The 14223-nt window shown below is 70.7% G+C and carries 13 protein-coding genes; 4 read left to right on the top strand and 9 right to left on the bottom strand.

Features of this window, described 5'->3' with window-relative positions; all coding sequences use genetic code 11:
• Window positions 1-129 precede the first annotated feature (129 nt).
• The 4 genes from ABZ862_RS04075 to ABZ862_RS04060 form a co-directional block, all read right to left on the bottom strand.
• Entirely contained in the window at window positions 130-1254 is a 1125-nt protein-coding gene (locus ABZ862_RS04075) for a GuaB3 family IMP dehydrogenase-related protein (RefSeq protein ID WP_360951829.1), read from the bottom strand.
• A 185-nt stretch (window positions 1255-1439) separates the two neighbouring features.
• Window positions 1440-2945: an IMP dehydrogenase gene (gene guaB / locus ABZ862_RS04070; RefSeq protein ID WP_360951826.1), complete on the bottom strand. Its 1506-nt coding sequence runs from the start codon at window positions 2943-2945 to the stop codon at window positions 1440-1442.
• Between the two features lie 170 nt (window positions 2946-3115).
• Window positions 3116-3697, bottom strand: a complete 582-nt coding sequence (locus ABZ862_RS04065) for a sigma-70 family RNA polymerase sigma factor (RefSeq protein WP_360951823.1) — start codon at window positions 3695-3697, stop codon at window positions 3116-3118.
• Window positions 3698-4619: 922 nt separating this feature from the next.
• On the bottom strand, window positions 4620-5231 hold the full coding sequence (locus tag ABZ862_RS04060; RefSeq protein WP_003948568.1) for a response regulator transcription factor: 612 nt from the start codon (window positions 5229-5231) through the stop codon (window positions 4620-4622).
• A gap of 380 nt (window positions 5232-5611) precedes the next feature.
• On the opposite strand from ABZ862_RS04060, the gene ABZ862_RS04055 reads away from it, so the two are divergent.
• Entirely contained in the window at window positions 5612-5941 is a 330-nt protein-coding gene (locus tag ABZ862_RS04055; protein ID WP_360951820.1) for a WhiB family transcriptional regulator, read from the top strand.
• 76 nt (window positions 5942-6017) lie between these two features.
• Here ABZ862_RS04055 and ABZ862_RS04050 read toward each other — a convergent pair whose 3' ends face one another.
• Complete coding sequence (locus ABZ862_RS04050) at window positions 6018-6947, bottom strand: LysR family transcriptional regulator (protein ID WP_360951817.1); 930 nt, start codon at window positions 6945-6947, stop codon at window positions 6018-6020.
• Between the two features lie 80 nt (window positions 6948-7027).
• Here ABZ862_RS04050 and ABZ862_RS04045 point away from each other — a divergent pair, with 80 nt between their 5' ends.
• The 3 genes from ABZ862_RS04045 to ABZ862_RS04035 all read left to right on the top strand — a co-directional run bounded on the left by ABZ862_RS04045 (window position 7028) and on the right by ABZ862_RS04035 (window position 9573).
• On the top strand, window positions 7028-7726 hold the full coding sequence (locus ABZ862_RS04045; RefSeq protein ID WP_360951814.1) for an MOSC domain-containing protein: 699 nt from the start codon (window positions 7028-7030) through the stop codon (window positions 7724-7726).
• Between the two features lie 63 nt (window positions 7727-7789).
• Window positions 7790-8563: an SDR family oxidoreductase gene (locus tag ABZ862_RS04040; protein WP_360951811.1), complete on the top strand. Its 774-nt coding sequence runs from the start codon at window positions 7790-7792 to the stop codon at window positions 8561-8563.
• A gap of 302 nt (window positions 8564-8865) precedes the next feature.
• The gene (locus tag ABZ862_RS04035; protein ID WP_360951808.1) at window positions 8866-9573 is read left to right on the top strand and encodes an ester cyclase; all 708 of its coding nucleotides are present in this window, start codon (window positions 8866-8868) and stop codon (window positions 9571-9573) included.
• Between the two features lie 249 nt (window positions 9574-9822).
• Here the strand turns inward: ABZ862_RS04035 and groL are convergent, their stop codons facing one another.
• The 4 genes from groL to ABZ862_RS04015 all read right to left on the bottom strand — a co-directional run bounded on the left by groL (window position 9823) and on the right by ABZ862_RS04015 (window position 14111).
• A complete protein-coding gene (gene groL, locus ABZ862_RS04030; protein ID WP_360951805.1) occupies window positions 9823-11448 on the bottom strand; it encodes a chaperonin GroEL in 1626 nt (541 codons plus the stop codon).
• Window positions 11449-11617: 169 nt separating this feature from the next.
• On the bottom strand, window positions 11618-11926 hold the full coding sequence (gene groES / locus ABZ862_RS04025) for a co-chaperone GroES (protein ID WP_020132158.1): 309 nt from the start codon (window positions 11924-11926) through the stop codon (window positions 11618-11620).
• A gap of 371 nt (window positions 11927-12297) precedes the next feature.
• The gene (locus ABZ862_RS04020; protein ID WP_360951801.1) at window positions 12298-13170 is read right to left on the bottom strand and encodes a polysaccharide deacetylase family protein; all 873 of its coding nucleotides are present in this window, start codon (window positions 13168-13170) and stop codon (window positions 12298-12300) included.
• Window positions 13167-14111 carry a polysaccharide deacetylase family protein gene (locus ABZ862_RS04015; RefSeq protein WP_360951798.1) on the bottom strand — a complete coding sequence of 315 codons (945 nt, stop codon included), beginning with the start codon at window positions 14109-14111 and terminating at the stop codon, window positions 13167-13169. The genes ABZ862_RS04020 and ABZ862_RS04015 overlap by 4 nt, the downstream gene beginning before the upstream one ends.
• Window positions 14112-14223 lie beyond the last annotated feature (112 nt).

Genomic DNA, 14223 nt, shown 5'->3' with positions numbered 1-14223 from the left:
TGGCGCGGAAGGCGTCGGTGACCACCCAGATCAGGGCGGCCGCGGCGGCCACGGCCACGGTGAGGGCGGCCCAGCGGTTCCCGGAGTCCCCTGCCGCACTGCCGTGCTGTCGTGCCGCCGTCCGGAGGACTACCGCTTGTGCTGCGCGTCCGCCACCGTGACCTCGACCCGCTGGAACTCCTTCAGCTCGCTGTAGCCCGTGGTGGCCATGGCGCGGCGCAGGGCGCCGAAGAGGTTCATGGAGCCGTCCGAGGTGTGGGACGGGCCGGTGAGGACCTCCTCGATGGTGCCGACGGTGCCGAGGTGGACCTTCTTGCCGCGCGGCAGCTCGTCGTTGACCGCCTCCATGCCCCAGTGGTAGCCCTTGCCGGGCGCGTCGGTGGCACGTGCGAGGGGGGAGCCCATCATCACCGAGTCGGCGCCGCAGGCGATCGCCTTGGGCAGGTCGCCGGACCAGCCGACGCCGCCGTCCGCGATGACGTGCACATAGCGGCCGCCGGACTCGTCCATGTAGTCGCGGCGGGCCGCGGCCACGTCGGCGACGGCCGTGGCCATCGGGACCTGGATGCCGAGGACGTTGCGCGTGGTGTGCGCGGCGCCGCCGCCGAAGCCGACCAGGACGCCGGCCGCGCCGGTGCGCATGAGGTGCAGTGCCGCCGTGTAGGTGGCGCAGCCGCCGACGATCACCGGGACGTCGAGTTCGTAGATGAACTGCTTCAGGTTCAGCGGCTCGGCAGCACCGGAGACGTGCTCCGCCGAGACCGTCGTACCGCGGATGACGAAGATGTCCACGCCCGCGTCGACGACGGCCTTGGAGAACTGGGCCGTGCGCTGCGGGGAGAGCGCGGCGGCGGTGACCACGCCGGAGTCGCGCACCTCCTTGAGACGCGCGCCGATCAGTTCCTCCTTGATGGGCGCGGTGTAGATCTCCTGAAGGCGCCGGGTCGCCGTCTCGTCGTCCAGGCCGATGATCTCGTCGAGCAGCGGCTGCGGGTTCTCGTACCGCGTCCACAGGCCCTCGAGGTTCAGTACGCCCAGGCCGCCGAGTTCGCCGATGCGGATGGCGGTGGCCGGGGAGACGACGGAGTCCATGGGGGCGGCCAGGAAGGGCAGCTCGAAGCGGTAGGCGTCGATCTGCCAGGCGATGGAGACCTCCTTCGGGTCCCGCGTACGGCGGCTGGGGACGACCGCGATGTCGTCGAAGGCGTACGCCCGGCGGCCGCGCTTGCCGCGCCCGATCTCGATCTCAGTCACGTCTGTGGCCTTTCCCTGTTGCGTTTCAGCGTCTTCCAGTATCGCCGACAGGCACGACAAGGGCGGCCCCGGAGGATCCTGGACGAATCCTTGTACGTGTCCGGGGCCGCCCTGGCCAGCGCATCAGACGGCGCTTGCGCGGTGCCGCCGTGTCGCTTCAGTGGCGCTCTACGCGCGCGTGGACGTCACTTGCGGCTGTAGTTCGGCGCCTCGACGGTCATCTGGATGTCGTGCGGGTGGCTCTCCTTGAGGCCCGCGGAGGTGATCCGTACGAAGCGGCCGTTGTCCTGGAGCTCGGGGACGGTCCGGCCGCCGACGTAGAACATCGACTGGCGCAGGCCGCCGACCAGCTGGTGGACGACGGAGGACAGCGGGCCGCGGTAGGGCACCTGGCCCTCGATGCCCTCGGGGACCAGCTGCTCGTCGGAGGCGACGCCCTCCTGGAAGTAGCGGTCCTTGGAGAACGACTTGCGGTCGCCGCGGGTCTGCATGGCGCCCAGGGAGCCCATACCGCGGTACGACTTGAACTGCTTGCCGTTGATGAACAGCAGCTCGCCCGGCGATTCCTCGCAGCCCGCGAGCAGCGAGCCCAGCATCACGGTGTCGGCGCCGGCGACCAGGGCCTTGGCGATGTCACCGGAGTACTGCAGACCGCCGTCGCCGATCACCGGGACGCCCGCGGCCTTCGCGGCGAGGGCGGCCTCGTAGATCGCGGTGACCTGCGGGACGCCGACACCGGCGACGACCCGGGTGGTGCAGATGGAACCCGGGCCCACGCCGACCTTGATGCCGTCCGCGCCGGAGTCGATGAGCGCCTGGGCGCCGTCCCGGGTGGCGATGTTGCCGCCGATGACGTCGATGCCCGACGAGTTCGACTTGATCTTGGCGACCATGTCGCCGACCAGCCGGGAGTGACCGTGCGCGGTGTCGACGACGATGAAGTCGGCACCGGCCTCGATCAGGGCCTGGGCGCGCTCGAAGGCGTCCCCGGCCACGCCGACCGCCGCGCCGACCAGGAGACGGCCCTTGGCGTCCTTAGCGGCACTCGGGTACTTCTCCGCCTTGACGAAGTCCTTGACGGTGATCAGGCCCTTGAGGATGCCGCCGTCGTCGACCAGGGGCAGCTTCTCGATCTTGTGCTTGCGCAGCAGCTGCATGGCGTCGACGCCGGAGATGCCGACCTTGCCGGTGACCAGCGGCATCGGCGTCATGACCTCGCTGACCCGGCGGGCGCGGTCGGTCTCGAAGGCCATGTCGCGGTTGGTGACGATGCCCAGCAGCCTGCCGGAGCCGTCGGTGACCGGGACGCCGCTGATGCGGAACTTGCCGCACAGCGCGTCGGCCTCGGCGAGCGTGGCGTCCGGGTGGATGGTGATGGGGTTGGCCACCATGCCGGACTCGGAGCGCTTCACCAGGTCGACCTGGTTGGCCTGGTCCTCGATGGAGAGATTGCGGTGCAGTACACCGACGCCGCCCTGGCGGGCCATGGCGATCGCCATGCGCGACTCGGTGACCTTGTCCATGGCGGCGGACAGGAGCGGGATGTTGACCCGCACGTTCCGGGAGACGTACGAGGCGGTGTCGATCTCGTCGGGTGCCATGTCCGACGAGCCCGGCAGCAGCAGCACGTCGTCGTAGGTCAGCCCGAGTGTCGCGAATTTTCCGGGCACTCCGTCGACGTTGGCAGTCATGACACCTTCCCCAAATGGCCTTGATCGGTGCGGATGTCCATGCTAACGGGAAGCGTCGCCGCCCCATTCCACGGTGATGGACCGCTTCAGGCTTCGTATGTTCGTACGGATATGCGTACGGCGCTGTGGATACGGTTGTTCATGCGGCACGCGCGCGGGCGGAGTTTGTCCTACTGCTCCGCCAGCGCCCGCAGCCGGCTCAGGGCCCGGTGCTGGGCCACCCGGACCGCGCCGGGTGACATTCCCAACATCTGGCCGGTCTCCTCGGCGGTGAGTCCCACCGCGATGCGCAGGAGCAGCAGTTCCCGCTGGTTCTCGGGCAGGTTGGCCAGGAGCTTCTTGGCCCAGGCGGCGTCGCTGCTGAGCAGGGCGCGCTCCTCGGGGCCCAGGGAGTCGTCCGGGCGTTCCGGCATCTCGTCGGACGGGATCGCCGTGCTGCCGGGGTGCCGCATCGCCGCGCGCTGGAGGTCGGCCACCTTGTGGGCGGCGATGGCGAACACGAACGCCTCGAAGGGACGGCCGGTGTCCCGGTAGCGCGGCAGGGCCAGGAGGACCGCGACACAGACCTCCTGGGCGAGGTCCTCGACGAAGTGGCGCGCGTCGCCGGGCAGCCGGGACAGCCGGGTCCGGCAGTAGCGCAGCGCGAGGGGGTGGACATGGGCGAGCAGATCGTGCGTGGCCTGCTCGTCCCCGTCGACTGCGCGATGCACGAGCGGACCGATCGCCCCCGTGGCCGCCTCGTCGTCGCGCATCGGACCATGGTGCCTCGTGGCCGTTCGCTCCGTGGCATCGCGCCCGTGGTTGTGCACCGAAGCGTTATGAGCAGGTGCGCCGGAACTCATCTCCTGCGCCCTCCTCTTCCGCTCGACCGAACTCTCCCCGAGAGACTCCACACCTCAAGGATGCGTCATCCGCGGCGAAACGAGCAGCGGGCAACGGGCGGAGTGCCGGGTGGGCCGCGTCACCGCCCGGCCCGTCGTGGGGCGTGCGGGGAGACCGCGCCCGGCTTCTCCGTCCCGGTCGCCCGCGGCAACACCCGGGTCACCAGGGCCGTTGCGCGACACCCGGGAACCCGTACCGGACGGGGCGGCCGGTACCGCGGCCGCCCGTGGTCCCGCCTGCCTGGGGCCTTGTCGGCCCTGGATCCGGTCGGTTCCGGCCCTGCGGGAGGGGACCAGGGTCCCGGTGCGGGTACCGGTTCCCGTGACCTGACACGAACCCGTTCAGACCTACCGAAAGCGGCTGCCCGTCCGAACCTGCGGCTCGCGGAACCGCCCGGCTCGGCGCTTTTGGTCCTGCCGGACGCGACACCCTTCCGGACCTGACGCCCGTCCGGCGTAGCGAATCTGGCACCCGTCCGGAGTATCGGATCCCACGCCCGTCCGGACGTGCCCGGCTCAGCCCCTTCCGGACCACCGAAGACAGCATCCCCGAGACCCTGCCGGACTCTGCGCCCTCCGGACCGGCCGGTCCGGCCCGGCAGGGACCCACCGAGCGCGGCTCTGCGCGAACCCGTCCGAGCCGGCCCGTGCGGACTTGTCCGAGGCAGCCGTGCGGGCCCACCGGACCCAGCCCCTGTGACCCACCGGAGGCAGCGCCTGCGAACCCACCGGACGCAGCCCGTGCGAACCCGTCGCAGCCGGCCCGTGCGAACCCGCCGGAGGCAGCGCGGGCCTAGCGGACCAGACCCCACCGGAAGCCGAGGGCCACCGCGTGCGCACGGTCCGACGCGCCGAGTTTCTTGAACAGCCGCCGCGCGTGGGTCTTGACGGTGTCCTCGGAGAGGAACAGCTCCCGGCCGATCTCGGCGTTGGAGCGGCCGTGGCTCATGCCTTCGAGAACCTGGATCTCGCGCGCGGTGAGGGTGGGCGCCGCGCCCATCTCGGCCGAGCGCAGGCGGCGCGGAGCCAGTCGCCAGGTCGGGTCGGCGAGCGCCTGGGTGACGGTCGCCCGCAGTTCCGCGCGCGAGGCGTCCTTGTGGAGATAGCCGCGGGCGCCCGCGGCCACGGCGAGCGCCACGCCGTCCAGGTCCTCGGCGACGGTGAGCATGATGATGCGCGCACCGGGGTCGGCGGACAGGAGCCGCCGGACGGTCTCGACACCGCCGAGACCGGGCATGCGTACGTCCATCAGAATCAGGTCCGAGCGATCGGCGCCCCAGCGGCGGAGGACTTCCTCGCCGTTGGCCGCCGTCGTCACACGCTCGACGCCCGGCACGGTCGCGACCGCGCGGCGGAGCGCCTCTCGGGCAAGCGGGGAGTCGTCGCAGACGAGGACGGATGTCATGGCCGCCCTCCGCAACTGATGCGCGTCACCTTGTGCCTCCAGGCTGGTACGAAATCGTCACCTGTGCGGTCGACCGTCTCGGACGCCTGCCCGAGCCCTTGTGTTCTCAACCGCCTCGCACTCTCAACGACGGTCACTCGAAAGAGTTACGGGGCCGTGTGCCATCTTCGGCACTCTACGTGAGGGGACGGACACGATGCAGACATGCCCGGCCGGTCCTCGTTTTTTCATCACAACCCGTGCCCCGTTCAGCCGCTTTTCTTCCCGTTTCACGGTGTCTGGAGCTAGATTCGCAATGAGTCATATTTTCATCTCCTTACAACGGAGATGTACGGTCGTCGGCACCGTATCCGCGTAGAACGGCTACAAGGGGTCACGCAATGGCAGATTTCTCCCGCCTTCCCGGACCGAACGCTGACCTGTGGGACTGGCAGCTCCTGGCTGCGTGCCGCGGGGTCGACAGCTCGCTCTTCTTCCATCCCGAGGGCGAGCGCGGTGCGGCTCGGAGCGCTCGAGAGAACTCGGCCAAGGAGGTCTGCATGAGGTGCCCGGTCCGTGCGGAATGCGCCGCACACGCACTGGCGGTGCGCGAGCCGTACGGGGTCTGGGGCGGACTGACCGAGGACGAGCGCGAGGAACTCATGGGACGGGCACGGAACCGGCTGGTCACCGCATCGGCGGCCGGCGGGGACGGTATCCCGCACAGCTGAAGGAACGTTTTTCTCATTCAACTTTTGACTTTCTTCACCCCCGCGACCTGGTGAAGGCGCGGCTGACACACGTGACCTATTGGCGGGTACGGCGGCCCTGGCCCGTCAGACGGACCGACGCACGCCTGAGCTGGTCCAGCGTGGCCGCCACCGTCGGCACCCGCGCCAGATCCGGCAGGGTGAGCGCGACGATCTCCCGCCGCACGGCCGGTTCCAGCGTCACCGTGCGCACGCCTCTGGGCCGTACGGACTCGATGGCGAGCTGGGGCAGCACCGCGACGCCGAGACCCGCGCCCACCAGCCCGACCACCGCCGGATAGTCGTCGGTCGCGAAGTCGATACGGGGTGTGAAGCCCGCGCTCTCGCAGACCTCGATCAGCCGGCCGCGGCAGCGCGGGCACCCGGCGATCCAGGACTCGTCCGCGAGGTCGGCGATGGCGACGGCCCCGGCATGGGCGAGCCCGTGCCCGTCCGGGACCAGCGCCACCAGCCGGTCCGTCAGCAGGGGCCGTACGACGAGGTCGGCCCACTCGTCGGCACCGCCCGCCACGAGCTCGTACCGGAAGGCGAGCGCGATGTCACAGTCGCCCTCGCGCAGCAGTTCGACGGAGCGCGGCGGTTCGGCCTCCTCCAGGGAGACCCGGGTACCGGGGTGCTCGGCCCGCAGGGCCGCCAGCGCGGTCGGTACGAGGGTGGAGCTGCCGCTGGGGAAGGAGACGAGCCGGACCCGTCCGGCCCGCAGCCCCGCGATGGCGGCGATCTCCTCCTCGGCGGCGGTGAGCCCGGCGAGGATGCCGGCCGCGTGCCGCACGAGGGCCTCACCGGCCTGGGTCAGCCGCATCTCGCGTCCGCCGCGGACGAGGAGCGGGGTGCCCACCACGGCTTCGAGGGCCTTCATCTGCTGGCTGACCGCGGGCTGCGTGCAGCCCAGTTCCCGGCCCGCCGCCGAGAAGGAACCGGTGGTGGCGACGGCGCGCAGGACGCGGAGATGACGGCCCTCGATCACCCTTCGAGCATAAGCCGGACTTTCATGTCGCACCGGAAAATGTGTCGGTGCTTTGCGATCGGCGTGCGTACCGTACGGCCATGAAACTTGTCTCGGTGAATGTCGGTACGGCCACGGCCGTGGACTACACGGACCAGGCGGAGGGGCTGACGGGGATCGGCAAGCGGCCCGTGGCCGACCCGGTGCGGGTGACGTCTCCCGGCCCGAAGGGGACCGGCGGCAGCGGGCTGGCCGGCGACGCGGTGTGCGACCTGCGCCATCACGGCGGGAACGACCAGGCGGTGTACGCGGTCGCGCGCGAGGACCTCGACGGCTGGGAGCGGGAACTGGGACGCACCCTGCCCGACGGGTGCTTCGGCGAGAACCTGACGACCGAGGGTCTCGACGTGTCCGGCGCCCTGATCGGCGAGCGCTGGCGCGTCGGCCCCGAGGTGGTTCTGGAGGTCACCTCCGGGCGCATACCCTGCCGCACCTTCCAGGCCCATCTGGGCGAACCGGGATGGGTGAAGAGGTTCACGCGCAAGGGGGCACCGGGTGCCTATCTGCGGGTGATCGAGCCGGGTGAGATACGGGCGGGCGACCGGATCGAGATCGTGCACCGGCCGGACCACGACGTGACGGTGGCCCTCCTGTTCCGTGCGGCGACCACCGAGCGCGCTCTCCTGACCCAGGTCCTCGCGGCGGGAACCGCACTGCACCCCGAGGCGTTGGAGGAAGCACGGCGATATGTGGCGAAGTACGGGGAAACGGCGGACACCGCAGGGGATGGGAAGGAATGAGGGGGTGGCGCAGAAGGCCGCAGCAGCACGGAGGGCGCCGGTCCGGGTAACTACTCTTGGGCCATGACAACGGCTCTGATTACGGGATCGACCGCGGGGATCGGCGCCGCGTTCGCGCGGCGGCTGGCTGCCGACGGACACGACCTGGTCCTGGTGGCACGGGACACGAAGCGGTTGCGCGAGCACGCGACCGAACTCCACGACCGGCACGGCATCGAGGCGGAGGTGCTGACCGCCGACCTGGCGACCGACGGCGGCATCGAGACGGTCGCCGCGCGCCTGTCCGACCGGAAGAACCCGGTCGACCTCCTCGTCAACAACGCCGGTTTCGGCAACAAGGGCCGCTATCTCGACGTGTCCATGGCCGACGAGCTGAAGATGATGAAGGTGCACTGCGAGGCGGTCCTCCGGCTGACCTCGGCGGCGACGGAGACGATGCGCGCGCGGGAGCGCGGGGGTGTCGTCAATGTCGCGTCCGTGGCCGCGTTCGTGCCGCGCGGCACCTACGGGGCGTCCAAGGCGTGGGTCGTGCAGTTCACCCAGGGTGCGGCGCGGGACCTGGCCGGCAGCGGCGTACGGCTGATGGCGCTGTGTCCCGGGTTCGTCCGCACCGAGTTCCACGAGCGGGCCGGGCTGGGGACGGACAACATCCCGGGCTGGATGTGGCTGGACGCCGACAAACTGGTCGGGGCGGCGCTCGAGGACCTGGCCCGCGGCAAGTCGCTGTCGATCCCGGACGCCCGGTACAAGGTGCTGATGGGCCTGGCGAAGATGGCACCCCGCAGCCTGCTCGGCGGCATCACCTCCCGCACGGGCCGCAAGTACGGCCCGCAGTAGACCCACCGAGGACACGGACGACGAAGGTAACGACGGCAGCCGGAAGACGGCAGCGGCGCACGGAAGGAGTGGGGACAGAGGTGAGTGACGCCTCGTTAGGTACGCCGGTGCAGGCGGCCACCGCCTGCACCCTTATCTCGCCGTAGCCCCGAGGCCGTAGCCCCGAGAGGGCTCCCCGCGCGGGATCCCATCCCGCCACCCGCACCCCACGGCATCACACGCCGGACGATTCAGTGCGAAGATGTGCATATCTACCGGAACCAGCCACGCGACGGCGTCGTGCGGACCGGAGGCACCCCACCATGACCTTCGTACAGATCATCGACTGCAAGACCAGCCGCTTCGACGACATGGACCGGCTGATGGACGACTGGGTCGAGACGACCAAAGGCAAACGGACGGCGACGCACAGCCTGATCGGCAAGGACCGGTCGGACGGGTCGCACTTCATCGAGATCGTCGAGTTCCCCACGTACGAGGACGCGATGCGGAACTCGAACCTCCCGGAGACGGACAGGATCTTCCGCGAGATGGTCGCCCTGTGCGACGAGATGCCGACGTTCACCGACCTGGACGTGGTCCGTGACGAGCAGCTCCTCGCCGCCACCGCGCGCAAGGTCTTCGAGACGATGTCCGCACCGGGCGAACTGCCCCCGCTGAACGACCTGTTCGCCGAGGACGTCCACGACCACGCCTTCGTCGGCGAGCAGGACACCATCGGGCTGGACGCCGTCCGGCGCGACATCGAGATGTGGCGCAGCGCCTTCGACTTCACGTTCACCATCGAGGACCAGATCACCGAGGGCGACCTGGTGTGCAGCCGCGGGACCTGGACCGGCACCCACCGGGGCGACTTCCTCGGCATCGCGGCCACGGGCCGGCAGGCCACCATCACCGGCACGATCGTCTTCCGCTGCGGACCGGACGGCAAGATCGCCGAGAGCTGGTGGCAGTACGACCGCCTCGGCCTGATGTCCCAGCTCGGCGCCCTGGACACCCTGGGCACCTGACCCCGCACCCCACCCGCCTCACCCCACCGGACCCGCGAGGGGCAGCCCCCGTTCCCGCACCGCGGGAGCGGGGGTTTCCGCACCGATCGACCACGCACGGCCTTCCGCACGAACACGGCCCGTTCGCCGGTGCACTCGAACTCCTCGACCGCCACGGCCCGGTGTGCGCGGCGCGTGACGTGCCGGAGGCCCGGCGCCCCGTGTGGACAGGGGTGCCGGGCCTCCGGTGCGGTGCTTGAAGCGGCGTGCCTAGTGGGAGTGGCCGTGGCCGCCGGCCGCGGGGGCCGCCGGCTCCTCTTCCTTCTTCTCGACGACCAGGGTCTCGGTCGTCAGGAGGAGGGAGGCGATGGAGGCCGCGTTCTCCAGGGCGGAGCGGGTGACCTTCACCGGGTCGATGACGCCGGCCTTGACCAGGTCGCCGTACTCGCCGGTGGCGGCGTTGAAGCCCTGGCCCTTCTCCAGCTCGGCGACCTTGGAGGTGATGACGTAGCCCTCCAGGCCCGCGTTCTCCGCGATCCAGCGCAGCGGCTCCACGGCGGCGCGGCGGACGACCGCGACACCGGTGGCCTCGTCGCCGGTCTTGTCGAGGTTGCCCTCCAGGACCTTCACCGCGTGGACGAGCGCCGAGCCACCGCCGGAGACGATGCCCTCCTCGACCGCGGCACGGGTCGCCGAGATGGCGTCCTCCAGGCGGTGCTTCTTCTCCTTCAGCTCCACCTCGGTGGCGGCGCCGACCTTGATCACGCACACGCCGCCGGCCAGCTTCGCGAGGCGCTCCTGGAGCTTCTCGCGGTCCCAGTCGGAGTCGGTGTTCTCGATCTCGGCCTTGATCTGCGCGATGCGGCCCTGCACGTCCTCGGAGTTGCCGGCACCGTCGACGATCGTCGTGTCGTCCTTGGTGATCGTGACGCGGCGGGCGGTGCCCAGCACGTCGACGCCGACCTGGTCGAGCTTGAGGCCGACCTCCTCGGAGATCACCGTCGCGCCGGTCAGCGTCGCCATGTCCTGCAGCATCGCCTTGCGGCGGTCGCCGAAGCCGGGGGCCTTGACCGCGACCGCGTTGAACGTGCCGCGGATCTTGTTGACGACGAGGGTGGACAGCGCCTCGCCCTCCACGTCCTCGGCGATGATCAGCAGCGGCTTCGAGGAGTTGGTCTGGATGACCTTCTCCAGCAGCGGCAGCAGGTCCGCGATCGAGCCGATCTTGCCCTGGTGGATCAGGATGTACGGCTCGTCGAGGACGGCCTCCATGCGCTCCTGGTCCGTGACGAAGTACGGGGACAGGTAGCCCTTGTCGAAGGCCATGCCCTCGGTGAAGTCCAGCTCCAGACCGAAGGTGTTGGACTCCTCGACGGTGATGACACCGTCCTTGCCGACCTTGTCCATCGCCTCGGCGATCAGCTCGCCGACCTGCTGGTCCTGCGCCGACAGCGCGGCCACGGCGGCGATGTCCGACTTCTCGTCGATCGGGCGCGCGGAGGCCAGCAGCTCGTCCGACACGGCCTTGACCGCGGCGTCGATGCCCTTCTTCAGGGAGGCCGGGGAGGCACCGGCGGCGACGTTGCGCAGCCCCTCGCGCACCAGCGCCTGGGCGAGCACGGTGGCGGTGGTGGTGCCGTCACCCGCGATGTCGTTGGTCTTGGTCGCCACCTCCTTCACCAGCTGGGCGCCGAGGTTCTCGTACGGGTCGTCGAGCTCGACCTCGCGGGCGATGGTGACGCCGTCGTTGGTGATGGTGGGCGCGCCGAACTTCTTGTCGATGACGACGTTGCGGCCCTTGGGGCCGATCGTCACCTTGACCGTGTCGGCCAGCTTGTTGACGCCGCGCTCGAGGGCGCGACGGGCGTCCTCGTCGAACTTCAGGATCTTCGCCATGACAGCGGGAGCCCTCTCGGAGATCTAGGGAGTGAAAACGGCGCTGCGCCCCGGCGCCCGTGTACAGGTGGTCCCGGGGGCCTGGGCGCAGCGTCTGATGTCTGGCATCAGTGGCGGCAGAACCCGGCCGGCGAAACCGCCGGTGTGGTGCTGCCTGTCACGAAGTGACTTACTTCTCGATGATCGCGAGCACGTCGCGAGCCGAGAGGACGAGGTACTCCTCGCCGTTGTACTTCACCTCGGTGCCGCCGTACTTGCTGTACAGAACGACGTCGCCGACCTTGACGTCGAGCGGCAGACGCTCGCCGTTCTCGAACCGGCCCGGGCCCACGGCGAGGACGGCGCCCTCCTGGGGCTTCTCCTTCGCGGTGTCCGGGATGACCAGGCCAGAAGCCGTGGTCTGCTCGGCGTCCAGCGGCTGGACCACGATGCGGTCCTCGAGCGGCTTGATGGCAACCTTGGAGCTGGTGGTCGTCACGATCCGACCTCCCCCTTCGGAGATCACGGGGTTAACTGTCTGAGGTGGCGACCAGGTGGATCCGTCGTCGCGGGTGCCGGACCTGCCCGTCGCGTTGTTGGCACTCTCATCTGCCGAGTGCCAGAGCCGAGACTATGACCGCGATTAGCACTCGGTCAAGCGGAGTGCCAGTTGTCTGCGACGCGTCGGCCGGATCGGGAGCCTCGCCGGCGGTTCTTCCTCGGCACCCCTGGCTGCGGTGGGCCTTGCCGGAGGGGGCTGCGTCCCAGCCCCCTCCGGCTCTGAACGGGCCTTGTCCTCGAGCGCCGGACGGGCTGGACGGCGCGGGCCCCGTCTCAAGGGGTGACCTGACGGCCACATCGCACCGCGCCCTACAGGTAGTCCTCCAGGCGGGCCGCCGTCAGGCCGTTCTGCTGCATCGTCCGCAGGAGGCGCGTCGTTCTCGTGCTCAGGCTCGGGCCGGTCGGCCGCTCCGGGCCGAGCCGGACGATGTCTCCGGGACAAAGGCGCCGGTCCCCGTGGGCGTAGGTCAGGGTGCCGGTCGCCATGGAGGCCCGCCACAGGATCAGGGCGCCGACCCCGCAGTCGGCCGCGGCGTGCAGGGTCGTCGTGTCGTACGTGCCGCGGGGCGGGCGGAGGAAGCGGGCGTGGATGTCGAAACGGGCGCGGAGTCCGTCCTGCTGGCCGCAGATCCGGGCGCGCTGGACGGCGTACGGCAGGCCGCGCAGGGATCCGCGGCCGGACGTCCGGTTCTGTACGGCGGCTCCCGCCGCGCGCAGCCTCGCGAACTCGGTGCGGGCCGGTGCGGTGGCCGCGGAAGGCGCGGTGGCGGAGGCCGTCACGAACAGGGTGACCGGCAGGCGCAGGTCGCGGACCAGGCCGGCGAAGCGGGAATCCCGGCGGGTGCCGGAGGGGGCGTAGTCGTAGGTCAGGAACACCACGCGGTCGCGGGTGCGGATGCGGTCCAGCACGGGCGGCAGGCCGGGGCCCACCGTACGGGCGGGGGGTGCCGCCGACGGCTTCGGGGGCCGGCGCAGCGGGGCGGGCAGGCCCCAGCGGCGGTACGGCGGCAGGGTCTCCTCGGACGCGGTCACGGTGCGGGCGGCGGGCTCCACCCGCTGCGCCGCCTTCATGCCCAGGCGCTCGATGGGGTCCACGGACTGGGCGCAGCCGGTGAGCAGGGGGGCGGGGAGGAGCAGGGCGGGGAGGAGAACGGCCGCCGTCAGGGGTCGGCGGGCGGTCACAGGTAGTCCTCCAGGCGGGCCACCGCGTAGCCCTCCGCCGTGACCTTGGCCAGGAAGCGGCGGACCATGTCGGCCATCGTGCCCTTCCATTCGGCGGGGCCCCGGAAGTGGGTCAGCACGATGTCGCCGGGGTGGAGGTGCTGGTCGCCCTCGCGGTACTCCCAGTGGTCGACGAACACCTCCTCGTCCCAGATGGGCGCGTACCGGATGCCGCACGCCTTCGCGGCCCGCAGGGTGTCCTGGTTGTAGTTGCCGAACGGCGGGCGCAGGACGGTGGGGCGTCTGCCGAACTGTTTCTCCATCACGTCCTGCATGCCGCAGATCTCGTGCTTCTGCTCCTCGTAGGACAGGCCCGGCAGGTAGGGGTGATGGAGGGTGTGGTTGTCGAGGGTGACGCCGAGGGAGCGCATGGTCCGGAAATACGCGTAATCGTCCTTGATCAGGAAGTCGCTGAGGAAGGCCGAGTACGGGATCCTCAGGTCCCGCATCATCCGCAGGAACGCCGGGTCCTTCTCGTTGCCGTCGTCGATGGTGAGGAAGACGACCTTGTCGTGGGTGGGGACGGTGGTGAAGACCGGGGGGAGGTTCAGTTCCTCCTGCTCGTCGACCTCGAAGCCCTTGCGGGCCGTGATCCGCGGCTTGTGCGACGGGGGCGGCGGGGCCGCCAGGGGGACCTGGGACAGGCCCCAGCGCCGCGCCACGGCGGCACGGGCGGCGTACGCGGCGCGCAGGCGCGTGGCGTACGTGTCCAGGGCGCGCGCGGCGGCGGGGGCGCGCGCGGCCTGCTGGCCCGGGGCGGGATGCGCGGAGGCACCGGGGCCGGTCTGTGTGCAGCCGGAGGCGACGGCGGCGGCCGCCAGGGCGGTGACACCGGCCAGAGCGGCACGGAGACCCACCCGCCCCTTCGCCGTATTTTTGTCATTTTGTACTACCACTCGCATGACGCGGGATCCTCGCAGGCGGCGCCCTCCGCCTCCGGCCGACACCGCCGTCCGCGCCCGCACCGTCCACCGACCGGCCCACATCCGCCCGCCGCCTGGCCGACAATGACCC

The organism is Streptomyces sp. NPDC047000 (genome assembly GCF_040644295.1).
Lineage (GTDB): Bacteria > Actinomycetota > Actinomycetes > Streptomycetales > Streptomycetaceae > Streptomyces.
Note: the sequence above shows the minus strand (reverse complement) of the source record. Positions and strands in the feature narration are given on the sequence as shown.

What these genes read in the sequence shown, in the direction of transcription:
- ABZ862_RS04065 (WP_360951823.1), bottom strand. Translation starts at nt 3,697, where the DNA reads ATGCGCGACGACGAGGCGGCCACGGGGGCGATCGGTCCGCTCGTGCAT.
- ABZ862_RS04040 (WP_360951811.1), top strand. Translation starts at nt 7,790, where the DNA reads ATGACAACGGCTCTGATTACGGGATCGACCGCGGGGATCGGCGCCGCG.
- ABZ862_RS04015 (WP_360951798.1), bottom strand. Translation starts at nt 14,111, where the DNA reads ATGCGAGTGGTAGTACAAAATGACAAAAATACGGCGAAGGGGCGGGTG.
- ABZ862_RS04045 (WP_360951814.1), top strand. Translation starts at nt 7,028, where the DNA reads ATGAAACTTGTCTCGGTGAATGTCGGTACGGCCACGGCCGTGGACTAC.
- ABZ862_RS04060 (WP_003948568.1), bottom strand. Translation starts at nt 5,231, where the DNA reads ATGACATCCGTCCTCGTCTGCGACGACTCCCCGCTTGCCCGAGAGGCG.
- guaB (WP_360951826.1), bottom strand. Translation starts at nt 2,945, where the DNA reads ATGACTGCCAACGTCGACGGAGTGCCCGGAAAATTCGCGACACTCGGG.
- ABZ862_RS04055 (WP_360951820.1), top strand. Translation starts at nt 5,612, where the DNA reads ATGGCAGATTTCTCCCGCCTTCCCGGACCGAACGCTGACCTGTGGGAC.
- ABZ862_RS04035 (WP_360951808.1), top strand. Translation starts at nt 8,866, where the DNA reads ATGACCTTCGTACAGATCATCGACTGCAAGACCAGCCGCTTCGACGAC.
- groL (WP_360951805.1), bottom strand. Translation starts at nt 11,448, where the DNA reads ATGGCGAAGATCCTGAAGTTCGACGAGGACGCCCGTCGCGCCCTCGAG.